We start from the raw sequence: 18,676 nt of genomic DNA on the forward strand, positions 1-18,676 counted from the left end.
TCCGGATTGACGCCATGCCTACCGATTCCGTCGTTCATCAGCTCGCGATTCGCGTGAGCAACCGTCTGCGCGACGAGCGCCTCATGCTCGTCACTGCCGAGTCCTGCACGGGCGGCATGGTGGCGACCGCGATCACCGATATTTCCGGCAGCAGCGGCTGGTTCGAGCGCGGCTTCGTCACGTATTCGAATCAGGCGAAGAGCGAGATGATCGGCGTGCCCGCCGAGCTGATCGACAAACACGGCGCGGTCAGCGAGCAGGTGGCGCGCGCCATGGCCGAAGGCGCGCTGCGCAACAGCCGCGCGCAGGTCTCGCTGTCGATTACCGGGGTGGCCGGACCGGGCGGCGGCACCGAGACGAAACCGGTCGGCATGGTCTCGTTCGGCTGGAGCAACCGGCTGCATACGTCGGTGGAAACCAAGATTTTCAAGGGCGACCGCGAGAAGATTCGCGTGCAGGCTGCCGCGCATGCGCTGCGCGGCGTACTAGCCTTGCTCGACGAACGCGAGCACTAACCTCTGTTCGAAGCGGAAAGCCCATGCCTGATTCGCACGCAATCAAAGACGAACTGATCCGCCGCCTCGAACTCAAGCCGCATCCCGAAGGCGGATTTTTCAGCGAGACTTATCGCTCGGTGGAGCGTGTGATCCGCGACAAAGAGAGCGGCTCAGCGCAAACGCGCTCCGCGTCGACGGCGATCTATTACCTGCTGTGCGACGGCGCGCATTCGGCGTGGCATCGGATCAAATCCGACGAGGTCTGGCATTTTTATGCGGGCGAGCCGTTGAACGTCCACGTGTTAGACGAAACGGGCGCGCTGGTGACGCATAAACTGGGCAATGCGCTGACGCATCCGGATGCCGTGTTTCAGGCGGTGGTGCCGGCAGGGTTATGGTTCGCGGCGGAATGCGCCGACCCAGCGGCCTTCGCGCTGGTGGGTTGCACGGTGGCGCCGGGTTTCGAATTCAGCGAATTCGAGCTGGCGGATGTTGACGCGTTGAAAGCGCGGCACTCACAGCATGCCGCGTTGATCGCGCGGCTGGGGCCAAACTGAACTCCACGCGCACCCGAACAACGCTAGCCCATGATTTACCGGAACGCGTTGATCCGATCCCGCGTTTCCATCGCGGCCTTCGCCGCGGCTTCGGCGAAATCGTCGCCCTTGCCCGCGTAAATAATCGCGCGTGACGAGTTGATCAGCATGCCCGTGCCGTTCGCGGTGCGGCCGGCGTTGACGGTCGCTTGCACGTCGCCGCCTTGCGCGCCGATGCCCGGAATCAGCAGCGGCATATCGCCGACGATCCCGCGCACCACCTCGATTTCCTTCGGGAAAGTCGCGCCGACCACCAGACTCAGTTGGCCGCTCGCATTCCATTTCTCGGCTGCCAGTCGCGCGACGACCTGATACAGCGGACGGCCGCCCGTCTCCAGGAATTGCAGATCGGAGCCGCCCGGATTCGACGTGCGGCACAGCACGATCACGCCCTTGCCTGCATGCTCCAGATACGGCTCGATCGAGTCGAAGCCCATGTACGGATTCACCGTCACCGCGTCCGCCTGATAGCGCTCGAACGCCTCGCGCGCATATTGTTCGGCGGTGCTGCCGATGTCGCCGCGCTTCGCGTCCAGAATCACGGGCAGGCCCGGATGGTTCGCGTGAATGTGGGCGATCAGCTGCTCGAGCTGGTCTTCCGCGCGATGCGCCGCAAAGTAGGCGATCTGCGGTTTAAACGACGACGCATACGGCGCGGTCGCGTCGACGATCGTGCGGCAGAAATCGAAAATCGCCTCGGGACGGCCCGCGAGCGGGCCCGGGAATTTGCTCGGCTCGGGATCGAGGCCGACGCACAGCAGCGAGTTGGTGCGCTGCCAGGCGTCGTTGAGTGTCTGGATGAAGTTGGACATGTTAGGTCTCGCGGCGAGCGGAAAACGGAAGAGGCGCGTATTTTACCCGTCCCGCGCGGCGGGCCGCGCCGGGAGCGTGCGGCAGCGGCGGTCCGGCGCCAGATGCTGACAGGCGCGGCTACCGGCCGCAATTCGTCGTGAGTGCGCACATTCATCGGCCAGGCGCTCGCGAAGAACCGTGCGAGCCGATGATGTCCGCAGCGCATCAGGACATGCACACGTCCGCCCTGTCGCACACATTGCCCGCTATTGCCGCCGCTTCGAGCCGCGCGCGCCCGGCATCGAGCGCAACCCTGTGCGTTCGACGGTGAAGCGGAACGTGCGCGTCAGTCGCTCGCCACGTCCCAGCAAAGTCATGCCGTTTTCGCTCGCGCCGCCGACCAGGTTCATCGCGTTGATCGGATGATCCACCGGTTCGAAGCAGAAAAAGTCTTCGCCGGGCGGCGTGTACAGCACGTAGTAATCGGTGTCGGCGGCAATGTTCAGCGACAGCCGGCGCTTCGGCCACACCACCGCCGCTTGCCCGCTCCAGCCGGTAAAAGCGTGATTGACCATGGTTTCCGGCAGCGGATACGCCACGCCGAATTGCCAGGCGGGCGGCGCCGGCACGTGCCGCACCGGCAGCCAGTCGTCGCCGGAGAGCCACAAGCCGCCGGCTGCAGCCGACAACTCGGTGTCCGCGTCGCGCACGAAGAAGGGATGCACGCCCAGCCCGAAAGGCAGCGCCTCGCGGCCGGCATTTTCGATTTCGAGCGCGACGACGAGCGTCGGGCCGTCCAGCGTATAAGTTTGCGTCGCACGGTAGGCGTACGGCTTGCCGTCGCGGCGCTCGAGCGTGAGGCGGACGTTTTCACGATCCGACTCCGCGACCTGCCAGACCGATTGCCAACCGTCGCCGTGAATCGGCAAGGGCTCGTCGGCGCGATTGCGCGGCACCTCGACGCGCCGTCCCGCCACATTGAACTGCCCGCCGCCGATGCGGTTCGAATACGGCAGCAGCGGATAACAGGCCAACTGGTTCGGTTGCGTATCGGCCGTGACGTGGCGGCAGCGGCGGAAGATCGGCGTGAGCGCGCCATCGTTACGCCAGTCGAAACGAGTGACGCCGCCACCGAGCGTCGGCGCGACGTCGAGCCGCAGATGCGCATTGGCAAGCGTGATGCACGCGACATCGCCGCCGCTGTCTTCGCCGACGGCCACCGCCGACGTGCTGGGACCGGCGAGCACCGGATTGGCCGCCGCCGCGAGTCGCGAGCGTCGACTCTGTGAGGTCTGAGGGGAGGAGGAAACAGGATTCGCAACAGTCATATCTGGCTCCATCGAGAGGCTTGGGACGTTGCCGTCATTGCTGACGGATGCTGTTGGGCGATTTTTTTAAAACGGGTCGCCTCTGGGTCCGAACTGCATGCTGCCGATTTGCTGCCACTGGGATTGCACCATCAACTTGCGATTCACTTCTGATTCACTGCCCGACCGTGCTTGATTGCTTCATGGCTGCCTCGGGAGCGAGGCAGCGTCATTCTGCGCTAAGCGGGCGCGCCTTGGAACACCGGCTCCGGCAAACCTTGCCGTCCGAGCGTGGCGATAAACACGCCGCCGGCCTGCATATCGTCGGCGAGCGCCGCCGCATCGAGGCCGCAGCGCGCGCTCGTAATGTACAGCGTGTCCAGCTGCGTGCCGCCTAGCGCGACGCAACTCGGCTGCGCGGTCGGCACGCCGACGCGCTCCGTTTCCACGCCGTCCGGTCCGTAACGCACCACGCGCCGGCCGCCCCACTGCGCGTTCCACAGGCCGCCGTCGCGGTCGACGGTCGAGCCGTCGGGTTCGCCGCTGGCGTCGGTGAGGCGGGTGAACAGGCGGTCATTGGCGATGCTGCCGTCCGCGCGATAGTCGCACGCACGGATTTCGCGTGTCGGCGAATCGCAGTAGTACATCGTCCCGCCGTCGGGACTGAACGCGATGCTGTTCGAGATCGCCGGCGCGGGCAACGGCAAACGCTCCAGCGACAAATCTAGACTGAGCCGGTAGAAGCCGCCGATTGCCTGCAACGGCGCGCCCTCATCTTTGGTGCCGAACACGAAGCGGCCCTGACGGTCGCAGCGGCCGTCGTTCACGCGGGTGTTCAAGCCGGCTTCGACGTCGATGATGCGCCGCGTCTCGCCGGTGGCCAGCTCGAAAAACGCGAGATGCGTGGCCAGGCCGAGCAACAGGTAACGTGGATCCGCGCACAGCGCGAAGGTGGCGAGGCGCTCGGGCATCTGCCAGGACATGTTGCTACCGTCCCGTGGGTCGTAGCGCCACAGACGCGCGCCTTCAATATCCGTCCAGTAGAAACGGCCGGTTTGCGCGCACCATGTCGCGCCTTCGCCGAGTGTGCATTTCGTATCGAGCAGCAGCGCGGCCGTGCTGGATGAACCGCTCGCGCTCACGCCCAGCCTCCATCGACGATGATGTCCTGCGCGGTGATCATCCGGCTGTCGTCGGCGGCGAGGAAGAGCGCCATGCGCGCGAGATCGGCCGGTTCCAGCTCGGCGTCGATACACTGCCCTTCCTTGATCGAACGACGGCCCGCGTCGTCGAGCCACAAGCGTTTCTGCTTCTCGGTCATCACCCAGCCCGGCACCAGCGTATTGACGCGGATATTGAAGTGGCCGAGGTCGCGCGCGAGACCGCGCGTCAAACCCTGCACTGCGGACTTCGACATCACATAGACCGGATAGCCGCCGTTTTTCAGCATCCAGCTGATCGAACCGAGATTGATGATCGAGCCGCTGTTGGCGGCTTTCATGTCTTCCATCACCGCCTGCGCCGCGAAGAACTGGTGACGGATGTTCACCGCGATGCCCGCGTCGAACGACTCGCGCGTGACTTCGCCGATCGTATGGCGCTTGTCGTTCGCGGCGTTGTTGACCAGCACCTGGATCGGACCGAGCGCGGCCTTCACGTCGGCGATCGCCTTTTGCAGCGCGTCGATGTCGGTCAGATCGCACGACAGGAACAGCGGCTTGTGTTTCGAATCGCCCAGTTCGTCGGCAAGCGCTTCGCCAGCGCTCGCGTCGATATCGAAAAACGCGACGCGCGCGCCTTGCGCCGCGAAATGCTCGACGAACGATGCGCCGATCCCGGTCGCGCCGCCCGTGATCAACACCGTGCGGTCGACGAGGCTCGGATAACGCGCGAAGGCGCTGTCCGCGAGACGGACGTTTGCATTGGCCGGAGACGACATCGTTCGATTCCTTTTAGAGCAAGTGAGTGGGCGGGGCGTTTAATCGCGCGAGCCGCGGTTCTTCAACTGGTCGAGCAGCACGGCGGCGAGCAGGATCGCGCCACGCACGAGGTACTGATAGAACGCGTCGATGTTCATCAGGTTCATCACGTTCTCGACCGTGCCCATGATCAGCACGCCGATCACCACGCCCGAAATCGTCGCGCGGCCGCCGAGCAGCGACACGCCGCCCAGCACGCACGCCGAAATCACGTTCAGCTCGAAGCCTTCCGCGGCATTCGGCTGACCCGACGTGATACGCGAGGCCAGAATCACACCGGCCAGCGCGGTCACCGCGCCCTGGATCAGGAAGATGTAGACGCGCGTGCGTTCCACATTGATACCGGCCAGACGCGACGCTTCCGGATTGCCGCCGATCGCGAGCGTATTGCGGCCATACACGGTCTGGTTGAGCATCACGCCGAACACGATGAAGCACAGCAGCGTGACCCAGATCGGCAGCGACACGCCGAAGAAGCTCAAGCCGCCGAGCGCGATAAACGTATCCGACGACACGCCTACCGCCTGACCATGCGAGACGATAAAGCCGAGGCCGCGGACGATTTCCATCGTGGCGAGCGTCGTGATCAGCGCGTTGATGCGCAGATACGCGATCACCGCGCCGTTGACGAAGCCGATCACGCCGCCCGCCGCCACCGCCGCGACGATCGCGATGAAGGTGTTACCAGTCGCGTTGAGCACCATCGCACACAACACGCCGGCAAATGCGACCGTCGAACCGACCGACAAGTCGAAGTCGCGCGAGGCGAGACAGAACATCATCGTGCACGCGACCATGCCGATCTGCGAGATCGACAGCGCGAGGCCGAGCATGTTCTCGATCGAGAAGAAGTGATCGACGGTCAGCGACATCGTGACGAACATCACGACGAAGATCACGATCAGGCTGTACTCGGTGATCTGTTGCCACCATTTGGCCTTGTCGTTCGACTGCGGAATCAACGCATCGGCAGCGCTCTTGGCGGCCTGTTGCGCGAGGTTTTCTCTGGCTTGCATGTTGAAGACTCCTCCCGTTCCCCACGGGTTGCCGGACTTTCGTCCGAATGATGTTCAGGCCGCCTGTTGGGCAGCGGTTTCCGTTCCGGGCAGTGCGGTCGAGCTTTGCGGCAGCGCAAGGCTCAATACCGATTGTTCCGTTGCATCCTTACGCGACAGTTCGCCGGAAATGCGGCCCTGGCGCATTACGACGATCCGGTCGGACACGCCGAGCACTTCCGGCAGCTCCGACGAAATCATCACGATCGCGCAGCCGCGTTCGGCAAGCTGATAGATCACGTTGTAGATTTCATGCTTCGCGCCGACGTCGATACCGCGCGTCGGCTCGTCGAGAATCACCACTTTCAGATCAGGCTCGGCCAACCAGCGCGACAGAATCGCCTTCTGCTGATTACCACCCGAAAGGAAACGAATCTTCTGGCGGCGGCTCGGCGTCTTGATCTTCAGCAGCTTGATGAAACGATCCGCGGTTTCCGCTTCCTTCTTGCGGTCGAGGAACATCCCGGCGCGCAGATAGTGACGGCGGCAACTGATATTGATGTTCTCCGACACGGTCGCCATCGCGACAATGCCCTCTTCCTTGCGGTCTTCCGGGCATAGCACGATGCCGTGCCTGATCGCTTCGCCCGCGCTGCGCACCTTGATCGGCTTGCCGTCGAGCATCAACTCGCCGCCCTTCTTGTGATCGGCCCCGTACACCAGATGCATCAGTTCGCTGCGGCCCGCGCCCACCAGGCCGAAGAAGCCGACGATCTCGCCGCGCCGCACTTCGAAGCTAGCCGGTTGCGCGAGCGCGTGGCCTTCGATCGCCTTCGCCGCGAAGCGTACTTCGCCGAGCGGGCGCGCCGAGTAGTTATAGATGTCCGAAATTTCCCGCCCCACCATCTCGCTGACGATGGTGTCGCGCGACACGCCTTCGAGCGTCGGATGCGAAGCGATCTTGCGGCCGTCGCGGAAAATCGTGCAGGCGTCGCACAGTTCGTAGATCTCGTCCATGCGGTGCGAGATGTAGATCATCGCGCGGTTGTCCGCGCGCAGATCGCGCACCAGCTTGAACAGCACTTCCGTCTCACGATGCGACAGCGAACTGGTCGGCTCGTCCAGCGCGATCACGCGCGCGTTGCGCAGCAGCGCCTTGCAGATTTCGACCATCTGCCGTTGCGCGATGGAGAGCTTGCGCAGCTTCGCGTTAGGGTCGAGCGCCACGCCCATCGCTTCGAGGCGTTCGCGCACGAAGCGTTTGGCTTCGCGCTTGTTGACCCAGCCGAGCGAGTTCGGCAGTTGTCCGAGCAGCAGGTTTTCCGCGACCGTCAGGTCAGGCACGTATTGCAGCTCCTGGTGAATCACCGCGATACCCGCCGCGATCGACGACGCCGCACTCGTGAAGCGCACCTCGTTGCCGTCGATCATCACGCGGCCCGAGTCGGGCTGGTATTCACCACCGAGAATCTTCAGCAGGGTCGATTTCCCTGCGCCGTTTTCGCCCATCAGGCCGTGCACCTGGCCGACGTTGACGTCGAAGGACACACCGTCGAGCGCGCGCACGCCTGGAAAGACTTTACCGATATTGTCAAAACGTAGCGTCGCTGACACTTCGCCTCCTGTTGCTTCGTGTGAACCGAGTTCGTCGATGTGCTTGGTGGGCAACATCGCAAAAGCACGGCCTGTCTCTACTGCTGATCTTTTATTGCTGCTGCCGGCGCGCCGATCTTTGGCAAAAGGCGCGCCGGCAGTTTCCTTCATTGCACAGCGTACTGAATCACGGAGCTTAATTCGCCGCGAGGCCCATCTTCTGACGCACATCGGCGACGTTGTCACGCGTGGCCAGCATGCCGGTCGTCAGCGTGAGCGGCGGCGGTGCCTTGCCTTGCGTGATCCAGTCGTACATCAGCGTGGAGGTTTCTTCGCCGTGACGCTTCGGGCTGATGATGACCGTGCCGTAGAAGCCCGTCGGCGACGGCTTCTTGAACTCGTTGAGTGCCGAGTCCGAACCGCCGATGCCGATACCGATCATGTTGTCCGCCTTGAAGCCGCGGCCTTCCGCGGCACGCACGGCGCCGAGCACGGCTTCGTCGTTCAGGCCGTAAGCGACCCAGTGCTTGAAGTTCGGATTCTTCGTCAGCGCGATGTTGGCGGCGTTGAACGCGTTTTCCGTGTCGGTCTTCGCTTGCGGCGCGGCGATGATGTTCGCCTTCGGGAAGCCGGCGGCGATCAGCGCGTCGGTTGCGCCGCTGGTGCGGTCATGCGCGGTCGGCAGCTGTTCGTAGGTCACGTCGATCGCGCCCACGTCCTTCATGTCCCAGCCGCGCTTCTTGATTTCCGCAGCCAGGCCGTCGCCGACCTGCTTGCCGATGTTGTACGCCGAGATGCCCATATGCGGCACCGACGCGATCGGCTTGCCCGCGCCGTCGACCAGGCGATCGTCCACCGTCATCATCTTCAGGCCGTCGGCCTTCGCTTTCGCGACGATGCCCGGTCCGAGCTTGACGTCAGGCGTGCAGATCACGAAGCCTTGGGCCTTTTGCGCCGACAGGTTGTCGATGGCGCTCATCACCTTCTCGCCCGACGGCGCGCCGATCTTCACCAGCGTGAAGCCCTTTTCCTTGGCGGCGATTTCGGCGAACTTCCACTCGTCCTGGAACCACGGTTCTTCCGGCTGCTTCACGAGGAAGCCGATCTTCACCGGATCGGCGGCTTGCGCGACCGGTGCGTTGAAGAGCACACCCGTCGCCGCTGCTGCCAGCGTGAGGAAAATTCTACGTTTCATGATGCGTGTCTCCTGACTAATTGATAACGAGAAGGTATCGGCCGCGTCTTCTTGTACCGGGTGTGACACACGCGGCCAGCGCGTCGTCCGGTGTACTCCATGCGCCCCTGCGCAATCCGAGTCCTGCAAAAATCAGTCGTGATACAGCGCCGAGCGCCCGCCATCCACCGTGATGCAGGTGGCGTTGATGAACGGCGCTTCGTCCGAAGCGAGAAACACCGCCGTCATCGCGACTTCTTCCGGGCGGCCAATGCGTTTCATCGGCTGCAGATCGAGCGTCGCTTGCTGGGCGGCGGCCGGATCGGCTTGTTCGTTCCACCAGTCATGCGTCAATTGCGTTTCGATGTAACCCGGCGCGATCGCGTTGACCCGCACATTGCGCGGCGCATATTCGATGCCGAGCGCGCGCGTCAGTCCAATCACGCCGTGCTTCGCCACCGGGTACGGAAAACAGCCCGGAATGATCTTGAACGAATGTGTCGAGGCGATGTTCACAATGCTGCCCGCGCCGCGTTCCACCATGCCCGGCAAGGCCGCGCGGCAACCATTCCACACGCCGTCGAGATCGACCGCGAAGCAGCGGCGCCAGTCGTCGTCGGTCATGGTGAGCGGGTCGCAGAACACGTTGATGCCGGCGTTGTTCACCAGCACGTCGAGCGCGCCGAATGCGCGTTCGGCTTCGCTCACCGCGTGCTGAACCGACGCGGATTGCGTCACGTCCGTATGCACCGCGAGCACGTGCGCGCCAGTCTGCGACTCGATGTGCTCCGCCGTCTGCTGCGCGGTCTCGATATCCAGTTCGGCCAGCACGACTGCCGCGCCTTCGCGCGCGAACGCATGCGCGATCGCCGCGCCGATGCCGCGGCCGGCGCCGGTGACAAGCGCGACTTTGCCGGCGAGCCGTTTCATTTCTTCGCACCCGCGCGAGCGATGCGCAAACCGTTGATGTACGCCTTCGCGTGCGAAGCCGTCACTGCCGCGCTCTGCCCCGGCTTATACAGCGCCGAGCCGAGGCCGAAGCCGTTCGCACCCGCGCTCAAAAACGGGCCCATGTTGTCGGGCGTGATGCCGCCGACCGGCACCAGCGGCACTTCCGCCGCGATGACCGCGCGCCACGCTTTCACGACCTGGCAGCCGAGTTGTTCGGCGGGGAACATCTTCAGCACGTCCGCGCCGTTCTTCAACGCAAGGAATGCTTCGTTGGGCGTCGCGACGCCCGGCGCGCAGGCCATGCCTTGCGCTTTCGCAGCACCGACGACTTCCGGATCGCTATGCGGCATGACGATCAGTTCGCCGCCCGCCGACTTCACGTCGTTGACGAAACTCGGATGCAGCACCGTTCCCGCACCGACGATCGCATCCGCCGGCAAAACCTTGCGGATCGCTGCGATGCTGTCGAAAGGCTGCGGCGAATTCAGCGGCACTTCGACAATCCGGAAGCCGGCTTCGTAGAGCGCCTGGCCGTGCTCGGCGGCATCGGCGGGCGTCACGCCGCGCATGATCGCGATCAGCGGACACGCCTCGAACGCCGCGATCAAACCCGCGTGCGGCATGTACGGAGCGGGCAGATTGATGTGAGGTTGCATGTCGGTTCCTTGTTTCGTGGGCGGCGGCGCTGATGGTCAGGCGCGCGCCGTCTTGGCGGCCGGTTTGACGAGCCCCGCCTGCGAGGCGACGCGCCACAGGCCGCGCTCGGTGGCGTGCTTGACCAGTTCCGCCTGGGTGCAGCCGAATTGCGCCAGCGCGAGCCGATAACGCTCGCACAGCGCTTCGTTGCCGATCAGGCGCAGGCTCTGCCCGGCGAGCGCGCTTTGCTGTTGCGCAAGCACGGCGTCGAGACCAGCCAGTTCGTGTCCGATCAGTAACCCCGACAGATAGTCCGGTTGCTGTTCGCGCGACAGTTGTCCGGTGAGGCCGAGCGTGCGCGAACTGAACACGGTCGCGAGCACCCCCGCCTGGCCTTTTTCCCGCGCGATGTTCACGCCATGCAGGAACGCGCCGGTGTCCGGAAGATCAGGCGTGAGCATCGTGCGGCCGAGAATCGTGTGTTCGCGCAGTGCCGCGAATACTTCGCCGGTCATGAAGGTGTGGAAACGCTCGATGCGGTCCGCTTGCACCACCGCCCATTTGGCGTGAGTGCCGGGGAGACCGATCAGCGAGCGCTTGCCGCTGTCAACAGTGTTTGTCTGTTCGCCGAGCGCGCCGAAGATCTGCGTTTCTTCGCCGCGCATCACGTTGGGCAGTTCGCCGCGTTGCAGGACGCCCGGCACGATATGCAGCGTCACGCCGCACGCCGCCTGCACGCGGACGATGCCCGCCACCAGCGCATCGGCGCTCGCCGGCGTGTCCACATACGGCGCTTCCAGCCAGCCCTGCGCGCTGCCGACCATGCCTGCCGCGATCACCGGCGCGCCGGGCGCGTGTTCGAGCCAGGCGCCGCAGGCGTCGTCGAAGGCCGCGTCGAAGCCGCCCTGCTCCGCGCTGCGCGGCAGATTCATGATGCCCGCCGTCGATGCGCGCGTCGCCAGCACGTTGCCGGACGCGTCGTACAGATAGGCGCGCAGCGACGTCGTGCCCCAGTCGAGCGCGATCAGCGCGGCGTGCTCGTTGCTCGCGTCGACCGAAACGGCTGCAGCGTGGCCGGCTGCCTGGGTGGGAGAACCCGCTCGCTTCATCGCTTGATCCTGCGGGTTGCCGGCTGCGGAGCGCGCCAGCCCAGTTCTTCCGAAATCGCGCGCGCTTCGCGCTGCACGACCGGAATCAGTTCGTCCATGCGTTCGAGCGACATGTATGGAATCGTGCTCGCCACCGACAGCGCCGCCACCACCGCGCCCGACGCATCGCGCACGGGAGCCGCGACGCAGCGGATCGACGCTTCGTTTTCTTCGAGATCGAAGGTGTAGCCGCCGGCGGCGTAGTTGGTCATGCGCTGCATGAAGGTCTGCGCGTCGGGACGGTTATCCGGCTTGAAACTGACGCCGGCAAGCGCGCGGCGCGAGGCATCAAACAGCGACTGCCAGACGTCCGGCGTGAGGTCGAGCATCATGGCCTTGCCGATCCCCGTCGATGCCAGCGGCATGCGGTGACCGACGCGCGAGCGCATTTCGAGGCCGCGAGTGCCGGGGATTTTGTCGATGTAGAGGACGTCGTCGCCGTCGCGCACGCCGAGGTGGATCGTGTCGAGGGTTTGTTCCGCGAGCGATTCGAGGTGCTGGCGAGCGACCGCGGTGAGCGGCATCTGTTCGAGCGCGATCGTGCCGAGTTCGATTAGCTTCGGGCCGAGCAGGTAGCCGCCTTGGACCTGGCGCAGATAGCGCGCTTGCACGAGACTGCTGACCAGACGATGCGTGGTGCTGCGGGTCGTGCCGAGCGCGGCGCCGAAGGTGCGGAGGTCGCGCACGCCCGCTGCTGCTGCTTCGAGGATCGCCAGGCCGCGCAGGAGGGTTTGCGTGCCGGCTTGCTGCGGGGTGATGTCGAGCAGCGTGCTGGGGAGCGCGATTCCGTCCACCGGGGCCGGGTGGATGCCGGCGTTCGCGCGCGGCGTCTTGGCGGTGGGCGCCGACGGACGTGGCGGCGTGCCGCTAGTCGCGTGGTCGACGGATGGCGATAGATCGGCTTCGGATTCGCTCGCGGCGTGAGTAGGCATCGCTTTGTTCATGGCGATTCGCTTTTCGGTGGTTTTTTTTGCGCTTACAGCGCGGGGCCGGAGAGAGGGCCTTGATTGCTCGCGGTATGGCTGGCGCGGCGGTGATGCCTTTGGGCTTTCGGCATGGTTTGGGCTTTGTCTCCGGTTTCTTCTTGCTGTCGCTTTTTCGGCGCCTGGCGGCGGGAGTTTCTCCGTGCCGTGCGGCGCTTTCTGCTTGTTGGGGTGGATTGTAGGGCGGTTTTTGAGAAAGCTCCAATATGTGAGTGTCGGATTCAGATAATGGGATTTTTTTGCCGTGGGCTGAGTTGTTGGGTTGTGGTGTGCGGGTGTTGGCCTTTCCTTGACGCGTTAGTGGTCTATTAGCGTCGCCCCTGTGCGGGGCAGGCACCTACTTTCTTTGCCGCGGTGTATGGACCGGAGACATGGGTAACAGGTGTGCGGAGACATGGGTAACACTCTGGGCGAGCGAATCGCCTGGAGCCGGTTATGCCCTGGAACCCGAGAGACACCATGAATCTGCGTCTGGAATTCGTTCAGCTGGCCTCGCAGGAAGGCGCCAACCGTCGTGAACTGTGCCGGCGCTTTGGCATCAGCCCGAAGACCGGCTACAAGTGGCTCGATCGCCACGCGCAGGGCGGAGCCACCGCGCTGACGGATCATTCGCGACGGCCCCGGCAGAGTCCGGCACGCACGACAGCGTCGGTCGAGCAGCGCGTGGTCGAACTGCGGCGGGCGCATCCGGCCTGGGGTGGACGCAAGATCAGCCGACGTCTGTGCGATCTGGGTCACACGGACGTGCCCGCTCCCAGCACTGTGACCGATATCCTGCATCGCCACGGGTTGATCGACCCGGCCGCTTCCGATGCCGCCACGGCCTGGCAGCGCTTCGAGCATGCGCAGCCCAACGATCTCTGGCAGATGGATTTCAAGGGCTGGTTCGACCTGCAGGACGGACGGCACTGTTCACCACTGACCATGCTGGACGATCATTCGCGCTACAACGTGACACTCGATGCCTGCATCTGCACCGACACCCGGATCGTCCAGCATCATCTGGAGCGCACGTTCCGCCGCTACGGGCTGCCGCTGCGCATCAACGCGGACAACGGTTCGCCGTGGGGCAGCCCCAGCCAGCCGGGCCAGTTGACCGAACTGGCCATCTGGCTCATCCGGCTGGGCGTGCGACTGTCGCACAGCCGCGTGGCGCATCCGCAGACCAACGGCAAGGAGGAGCGGTTTCACCGCACGCTGAAGGCCGAGGTGATCGCCGGGCGCCATTTCAGGGACCTGCCCAGCGCCCAGCAGGCGTTCGATGAGTGGCGCCCGGTCTACAACCATCAACGCCCGCATCAGGCACTGGACATGGCGACCCCGGGCACGCGCTATCGACCGAGTCCACGCGCCTACCCCGAAATCCTGCCGCCGATCGAGTACGGCGCAAACGACCACGTGCAGTGCGTGAAGTGGAACGGTGAACTACGCTTCAGGAACCGGCGATTCAAGGTATCGAACGCATTGCAGAACCTGCCCGTAGCCATCCGCGAGCGCGTCGATGAAGAGAGCTGCTACGACCTGTTTTTTGCGCATCACCGTTTCGGAACCATCAACCTGAACCAGCAGGAATGAGCGGATCATGTGTTACCCATGTCTCCGCACACCAGTTACCCATGTCTCCGGTCCATACACCGCGGCAAAGAAAGTAGGCAAAGAAAGCCGCTTCACACCGCTAACCCCTAAGCGGGGCCCTCGCGCAGCCGCGGTAGTGGTGCATCTGGAATCTGTGCTCTCGCACATTCGGCTCCAGTGACAAAGCCGTCATACCTCCCGACTCGCGCTGCGCGCTCGCCGGAAGGGTCCGCTTCTGACCCAGGCCGTGTGGAAACTCGACGGAGTTGCAATCCGACGGGGAAACCTGGCCGTCGGCGCGTTTGGCTGTCTTTGGGGGTGTCGCGGCGATGACGAGACGCTGAACGTCTCTAACGCGCTCCAAACAAGTTCAAGGGTCTAGTTTTAGGACCTACGGGTGCTCACGCACCCACCAGCCGCATCGCTTTCATCGTTTTCTTGAACCCCAGGATTCTCAGCACTCGCATGAGATTGTAGGCAAGTACGTTCAAGCTCATCTCGGTCCCCACGTTGGGCAGCCTGCGTGTCAGGAAATGTGTGTAGCCCATCCAGTGCTTGAACGTTCCAAAGACATGTTCGACGGTCCGCCTGCGCACTGTCATCGCCTCTGGCGTTTTGTCGAGTTGACGTTGAACACCTTCCAACACCGACTCGTGCTCCCATCGGGTGATTCGCCGATATGGACTTGGCGTGCATTGTGATTTTATTGGGAATGAGGACAGGCGCTGCTCCAGTAACGGCGCAATTGCATACCGTGTTCCTCCCCGGTGAAACGGTAGATTGCCCGTTCACCGGCTGGACACTGGTATTCGTCGTCCCGCGCAATGTAGATGAAGTCAGCCCTATCAAATCGACCATGGCATTTCGCGCTTGATGTCGTGGGTTTCGGCAGCATTACCGCGATCCCGGCATCCGCACACTCTTTGATCTGAGGCCCGCTGTAGTAGCCACGATCGGCGACTGCCCGCAGTCTGGTCTTGCCCATCGCATCGCGTGCAGCTTTCGCTATGGGGCTGAGTTGCGCCCGGTCGCTGCCAGAGTTTGTGACCTCGTGAGCAACGATGAGGTGGTGTTTGGCGTCTACTGCCACCCGTACGTTGTAGCCGACCATTCCCGAGCCTTTGCCGCTCGTCGCCATGGAGCGCGCGTCGGGATCAGTCATCGAGAGTTGGCCATCAGGCTGCGTCTTGAGTTGCTCCCTGATCTGATCAAGGCTTCGCATCTGCTCGCGCAAGCGTGCGATCTTGTCCTGCAACCGGGTCGTCTTCGCTTCCAGCTCAGCGGGTTGCGTACGATCGGCAGTCTCCAGCGCGTTCAGATACCGCTGGATGCTCTCCTCGATCTGCTTCTGACGCTTGTCGACCTTACCCTCTGTGAAGTTGCGATCGCGGGTGTTGACTGCCTTGAACTTGCTACCGTCGATGGCAACGAGCGCTTGCGAGAACAGCTTCAGTTCGCGGCATAAGACAACGAAGCGGCGACATACGTTGCGGATGCCTGTTCCACTGTCACGACGGAAGTCGGCGATGGTCTTGAAGTCCGGCGCCAGGCGGCCGGTGAGCCACATCAATTCAACATTGCGTTGGCATTCACGTTCCAGCCGACGGCTCGACTGGACCCGGTTCAGGTAACCGTAAATATAGATTTTCAACAGCACGGCTGGATGATAGGACGGGCGACCTGTAGTCGACGGCATCGCGCCATCGAAGCCCAGTGATGCAAGGTCAAGCTCTTCAACGAACGCGTCGATAATCCTGACCGGATTGTCCTCGGCAACGAAGTCATCGAGGCACTTTGGAAGCAGCGTCACCTGCTTGCGATCTTCACCTTCTATGAATCGCTTCATCCGGTCACCCACGCTGAATGAGTTAATCCAGTCTAGGCGATCAGCGTGTTTTCACACAAGCTCGACCCGTAGGTTTCTCTCTGTACTGTGGGGCCATCGGATTCGGCTCGGCGTCGCTGAAGTGCCGGTGTGTGAAAAGTGGTCGCTTGAAATGAAATGTCCAATGGGCATGGAAAGTGGTTGTCCTCACACCTCACGGCTGTTTCTCGGTGAGGAATGCCGCATTTCCTGAGGAATTTGCTTGGCGGGGTCACTCCGAATCGGAAGTAATGCCAGGGAAATTTCGGAAATGAAGGCTGTGCGCGCCTTTTAGCTCGTACAGGTGATCACTCTCGGCGTGACCTGTCTAAACTTGGTCTGCCGTCGCGTTCGCGATGGTTCAGGCTCGACAGCCTGCACGTAGAGTAGAACCCGCGCGTCTGTATCGCAGACGCGCGTTAGCTTTAGCACGCCTTCTTTCCATGGGCGGGCCTTGGCATGGAGACCTACGGGTCTGCCGGTTTTGGTTCTACGCCGGTCTGTCGACCTGTCACTGTGCCCGCTCACCACCTTGCAAGCGCGTGTCGGGCGATCCAGGTAAGTTTCAGGGAGATCGCGCCATGAGTAAATCCGTCAAGAATTCTCGAACCACATCGCGCCCACCCGTTGATGCACTTCAATACGAAAAGCTCGCCTTGTCCGCCTTTGGGCTGCTTGAGCGGCAGCTAAGCCAACTGGACAAGCTGGTGACACTTGCGGCCTCGATAGTCAGGGGTCCGGCGGTGACGCGAGAGGAGAGACATCGCCAGCGGAAATTGCTGGAGTTGCTGCTCGACACCTGCGAGGATTACCAACGCGAAGTCGAGATCGACCGCGAGTTGTACCAGGTGATCGCGCTTGATGCCAAGGGAATTCCGCAGAGCCGCATCACAGCGCGCCACGCAGCGGACCTTCTTGCAAAGGCCACGAAGACAGCGTCAGAAGACTGTGAGCGTATCGGCGCAAAAAGAACGATGCAGAACAGACAACCTCGCTTTAGAACCATTACGCGAGCAACGACAGCAGCGCATTGACAAAGCTCTGCGTCGATATACGTCGCTTCGAAGAAGCTCCGAACTGAAGCGCACCAAATACCGAAAGTCGTTACGGCCCAAAGCCGAGGCGAAGCCGACGGCCCCACAGCGCACAGAGAAACCCACTGGTTAGGATAGAAGCAGACCCTTCCGGCGAGCGCGTAGCGCGAGGCGGGAAGTATGACGGCCTTGTCACTAGCGCCGAATGTGCGAGAACACAGATTCCAGATGCACCACTATTGCGACTGCGCGAGGGGCCCGCTTACAGGCTGGCGGTGTGAAGCGGCTTTCTTTGCCTACTTTCTTTGCCGCGGTGTATGGACCGGAGACATGGGTAACAGGTGTGCGGAGACATGGGTAACACATGATCCGCTCATTCCTGCTGGTTCAGGTTGATGGTTCCGAAACGGTGATGCGCAAAAAACAGGTCGTAGCAGCTCTCTTCATCGACGCGCTCGCGGATGGCTACGGGCAGGTTCTGCAATGCGTTCGATACCTTGAATCGCCGGTTCCTGAAGCGTAGTTCACCGTTCCACTTCACGCACTGCACGTGGTCGTTTGCGCCGTACTCGATCGGCGGCAGGATTTCGGGGTAGGCGCGTGGACTCGGTCGATAGCGCGTGCCCGGGGTCGCCATGTCCAGTGCCTGATGCGGGCGTTGATGGTTGTAGACCGGGCGCCACTCATCGAACGCCTGCTGGGCGCTGGGCAGGTCCCTGAAATGGCGCCCGGCGATCACCTCGGCCTTCAGCGTGCGGTGAAACCGCTCCTCCTTGCCGTTGGTCTGCGGATGCGCCACGCGGCTGTGCGACAGTCGCACGCCCAGCCGGATGAGCCAGATGGCCAGTTCGGTCAACTGGCCCGGCTGGCTGGGGCTGCCCCACGGCGAACCGTTGTCCGCGTTGATGCGCAGCGGCAGCCCGTAGCGGCGGAACGTGCGCTCCAGATGATGCTGGACGATCCGGGTGTCGGTGCAGATGCAGGCATCGAGTGTCACGTTGTAGCGCGAATGATCGTCCAGCATGGTCAGTGGTGAACAGTGCCGTCCGTCCTGCAGGTCGAACCAGCCCTTGAAATCCATCTGCCAGAGATCGTTGGGCTGCGCATGCTCGAAGCGCTGCCAGGCCGTGGCGGCATCGGAAGCGGCCGGGTCGATCAACCCGTGGCGATGCAGGATATCGGTCACAGTGCTGGGAGCGGGCACGTCCGTGTGACCCAGATCGCACAGACGTCGGCTGATCTTGCGTCCACCCCAGGCCGGATGCGCCCGCCGCAGTTCGACCACGCGCTGCTCGACCGACGCTGTCGTGCGTGCCGGACTCTGCCGGGGCCGTCGCGAATGATCCGTCAGCGCGGTGGCTCCGCCCTGCGCGTGGCGATCGAGCCACTTGTAGCCGGTCTTCGGGCTGATGCCAAAGCGCCGGCACAGTTCACGACGGTTGGCGCCTTCCTGCGAGGCCAGCTGAACGAATTCCAGACGCAGATTCATGGTGTCTCTCGGGTTCCAGGGCATAACCGGCTCCAGGCGATTCGCTCGCCCAGAGTGTTACCC

16 protein-coding genes and 1 pseudogene are annotated in these 18,676 nt (G+C 63.2%); 4 read left to right on the plus strand and 13 right to left on the minus strand.

Annotation, left to right across the window (positions count from 1 at the left end):
* Positions 1–14: 14 nt before the first annotated feature.
* Together B0G81_RS22795 and B0G81_RS22800 are read left to right on the plus strand one after the other, a co-directional pair.
* Positions 15–515, plus strand: coding sequence for a CinA family protein (locus B0G81_RS22795; protein ID WP_106285221.1), 501 nt, complete (start codon positions 15–17; stop codon positions 513–515).
* Positions 516–538: 23 nt separating this feature from the next.
* Positions 539–1,054: a cupin domain-containing protein gene (locus B0G81_RS22800; RefSeq protein ID WP_121307160.1), complete on the plus strand. Its 516-nt coding sequence runs from the start codon at positions 539–541 to the stop codon at positions 1,052–1,054.
* A gap of 35 nt (positions 1,055–1,089) precedes the next feature.
* On the opposite strand, the gene pyrF is transcribed toward B0G81_RS22800, so the two are convergent.
* The 11 genes from pyrF to B0G81_RS22855 all read right to left on the minus strand — a co-directional run bounded on the left by pyrF (position 1,090) and on the right by B0G81_RS22855 (position 12,612).
* Positions 1,090–1,905: an orotidine-5'-phosphate decarboxylase gene (gene pyrF / locus B0G81_RS22805; protein WP_134138421.1), complete on the minus strand. Its 816-nt coding sequence runs from the start codon at positions 1,903–1,905 to the stop codon at positions 1,090–1,092.
* A 246-nt stretch (positions 1,906–2,151) separates the two neighbouring features.
* Positions 2,152–3,213 (minus strand): aldose 1-epimerase, encoded by a 1,062-nt coding sequence (locus tag B0G81_RS22810; RefSeq protein ID WP_134138422.1) that lies wholly within the window; start codon positions 3,211–3,213, stop codon positions 2,152–2,154.
* 218 nt (positions 3,214–3,431) lie between these two features.
* Positions 3,432–4,334, minus strand: coding sequence for an SMP-30/gluconolactonase/LRE family protein (locus B0G81_RS22815; RefSeq protein ID WP_134138423.1), 903 nt, complete (start codon positions 4,332–4,334; stop codon positions 3,432–3,434).
* On the minus strand, positions 4,331–5,131 hold the full coding sequence (locus B0G81_RS22820; protein WP_106285216.1) for an SDR family oxidoreductase: 801 nt from the start codon (positions 5,129–5,131) through the stop codon (positions 4,331–4,333). Before B0G81_RS22820 ends, B0G81_RS22815 begins: the two co-directional genes overlap by 4 nt.
* A gap of 39 nt (positions 5,132–5,170) precedes the next feature.
* Positions 5,171–6,187 carry an L-arabinose ABC transporter permease AraH gene (gene araH, locus B0G81_RS22825; protein WP_106285215.1) on the minus strand — a complete coding sequence of 339 codons (1,017 nt, stop codon included), beginning with the start codon at positions 6,185–6,187 and terminating at the stop codon, positions 5,171–5,173.
* Between the two features lie 54 nt (positions 6,188–6,241).
* Complete coding sequence (gene araG / locus B0G81_RS22830; RefSeq protein WP_106285244.1) at positions 6,242–7,780, minus strand: L-arabinose ABC transporter ATP-binding protein AraG; 1,539 nt, start codon at positions 7,778–7,780, stop codon at positions 6,242–6,244.
* A 175-nt stretch (positions 7,781–7,955) separates the two neighbouring features.
* The gene (locus tag B0G81_RS22835; RefSeq protein ID WP_106311003.1) at positions 7,956–8,954 is read right to left on the minus strand and encodes an arabinose ABC transporter substrate-binding protein; all 999 of its coding nucleotides are present in this window, start codon (positions 8,952–8,954) and stop codon (positions 7,956–7,958) included.
* 132 nt (positions 8,955–9,086) lie between these two features.
* The gene (locus B0G81_RS22840; RefSeq protein ID WP_116139093.1) at positions 9,087–9,863 is read right to left on the minus strand and encodes an SDR family oxidoreductase; all 777 of its coding nucleotides are present in this window, start codon (positions 9,861–9,863) and stop codon (positions 9,087–9,089) included.
* Positions 9,860–10,540, minus strand: a complete 681-nt coding sequence (locus tag B0G81_RS22845) for a 2-dehydro-3-deoxy-6-phosphogalactonate aldolase (protein ID WP_116118308.1) — start codon at positions 10,538–10,540, stop codon at positions 9,860–9,862. The genes B0G81_RS22840 and B0G81_RS22845 overlap by 4 nt, the downstream gene beginning before the upstream one ends.
* A gap of 36 nt (positions 10,541–10,576) precedes the next feature.
* The gene (locus tag B0G81_RS22850) at positions 10,577–11,629 is read right to left on the minus strand and encodes a 2-dehydro-3-deoxygalactonokinase (RefSeq protein WP_134138424.1); all 1,053 of its coding nucleotides are present in this window, start codon (positions 11,627–11,629) and stop codon (positions 10,577–10,579) included.
* The gene (locus B0G81_RS22855; protein ID WP_134138425.1) at positions 11,626–12,612 is read right to left on the minus strand and encodes an IclR family transcriptional regulator; all 987 of its coding nucleotides are present in this window, start codon (positions 12,610–12,612) and stop codon (positions 11,626–11,628) included. The genes B0G81_RS22850 and B0G81_RS22855 overlap by 4 nt, the downstream gene beginning before the upstream one ends.
* A 474-nt stretch (positions 12,613–13,086) precedes the next feature.
* Between B0G81_RS22855 and B0G81_RS22860 the strand changes: the two genes are divergently transcribed.
* Positions 13,087–14,226, plus strand: coding sequence for an IS481 family transposase (locus B0G81_RS22860; protein WP_134138426.1), 1,140 nt, complete (start codon positions 13,087–13,089; stop codon positions 14,224–14,226).
* Positions 14,227–14,627: 401 nt separating this feature from the next.
* On the opposite strand, the pseudogene B0G81_RS22865 reads toward B0G81_RS22860, so the two are convergent.
* Positions 14,628–16,072 (minus strand): annotated as a pseudogene (locus B0G81_RS22865) (IS1182 family transposase).
* Between the two features lie 599 nt (positions 16,073–16,671).
* On the opposite strand from B0G81_RS22865, the gene B0G81_RS22870 reads away from it, so the two are divergent.
* A complete protein-coding gene (locus B0G81_RS22870) occupies positions 16,672–17,124 on the plus strand; it encodes a hypothetical protein (protein ID WP_134138427.1) in 453 nt (150 codons plus the stop codon).
* 373 nt (positions 17,125–17,497) lie between these two features.
* Here B0G81_RS22870 and B0G81_RS22875 read toward each other — a convergent pair whose 3' ends face one another.
* The gene (locus tag B0G81_RS22875) at positions 17,498–18,637 is read right to left on the minus strand and encodes an IS481 family transposase (RefSeq protein ID WP_134138426.1); all 1,140 of its coding nucleotides are present in this window, start codon (positions 18,635–18,637) and stop codon (positions 17,498–17,500) included.
* Between the last annotated feature and the right edge of the window lie 39 nt (positions 18,638–18,676).

This window comes from Paraburkholderia sp. BL6665CI2N2, assembly GCF_004366535.1.
Classification (GTDB): domain Bacteria; phylum Pseudomonadota; class Gammaproteobacteria; order Burkholderiales; family Burkholderiaceae; genus Paraburkholderia.

What these genes read in the sequence shown, in the direction of transcription:
- B0G81_RS22835 (WP_106311003.1), bottom strand. Translation starts at nt 8,954, where the DNA reads ATGAAACGTAGAATTTTCCTCACGCTGGCAGCAGCGGCGACGGGTGTG.
- B0G81_RS22795 (WP_106285221.1), top strand. Translation starts at nt 15, where the DNA reads ATGCCTACCGATTCCGTCGTTCATCAGCTCGCGATTCGCGTGAGCAAC.
- araH (WP_106285215.1), bottom strand. Translation starts at nt 6,187, where the DNA reads ATGCAAGCCAGAGAAAACCTCGCGCAACAGGCCGCCAAGAGCGCTGCC.
- B0G81_RS22845 (WP_116118308.1), bottom strand. Translation starts at nt 10,540, where the DNA reads ATGCAACCTCACATCAATCTGCCCGCTCCGTACATGCCGCACGCGGGT.
- B0G81_RS22810 (WP_134138422.1), bottom strand. Translation starts at nt 3,213, where the DNA reads ATGACTGTTGCGAATCCTGTTTCCTCCTCCCCTCAGACCTCACAGAGT.
- pyrF (WP_134138421.1), bottom strand. Translation starts at nt 1,905, where the DNA reads ATGTCCAACTTCATCCAGACACTCAACGACGCCTGGCAGCGCACCAAC.
- B0G81_RS22800 (WP_121307160.1), top strand. Translation starts at nt 539, where the DNA reads ATGCCTGATTCGCACGCAATCAAAGACGAACTGATCCGCCGCCTCGAA.
- B0G81_RS22840 (WP_116139093.1), bottom strand. Translation starts at nt 9,863, where the DNA reads ATGAAACGGCTCGCCGGCAAAGTCGCGCTTGTCACCGGCGCCGGCCGC.
- B0G81_RS22860 (WP_134138426.1), top strand. Translation starts at nt 13,087, where the DNA reads ATGCCCTGGAACCCGAGAGACACCATGAATCTGCGTCTGGAATTCGTT.
- B0G81_RS22870 (WP_134138427.1), top strand. Translation starts at nt 16,672, where the DNA reads ATGAGTAAATCCGTCAAGAATTCTCGAACCACATCGCGCCCACCCGTT.
- B0G81_RS22875 (WP_134138426.1), bottom strand. Translation starts at nt 18,637, where the DNA reads ATGCCCTGGAACCCGAGAGACACCATGAATCTGCGTCTGGAATTCGTT.
- B0G81_RS22855 (WP_134138425.1), bottom strand. Translation starts at nt 12,612, where the DNA reads ATGAACAAAGCGATGCCTACTCACGCCGCGAGCGAATCCGAAGCCGAT.
- B0G81_RS22850 (WP_134138424.1), bottom strand. Translation starts at nt 11,629, where the DNA reads ATGAAGCGAGCGGGTTCTCCCACCCAGGCAGCCGGCCACGCTGCAGCC.
- B0G81_RS22820 (WP_106285216.1), bottom strand. Translation starts at nt 5,131, where the DNA reads ATGTCGTCTCCGGCCAATGCAAACGTCCGTCTCGCGGACAGCGCCTTC.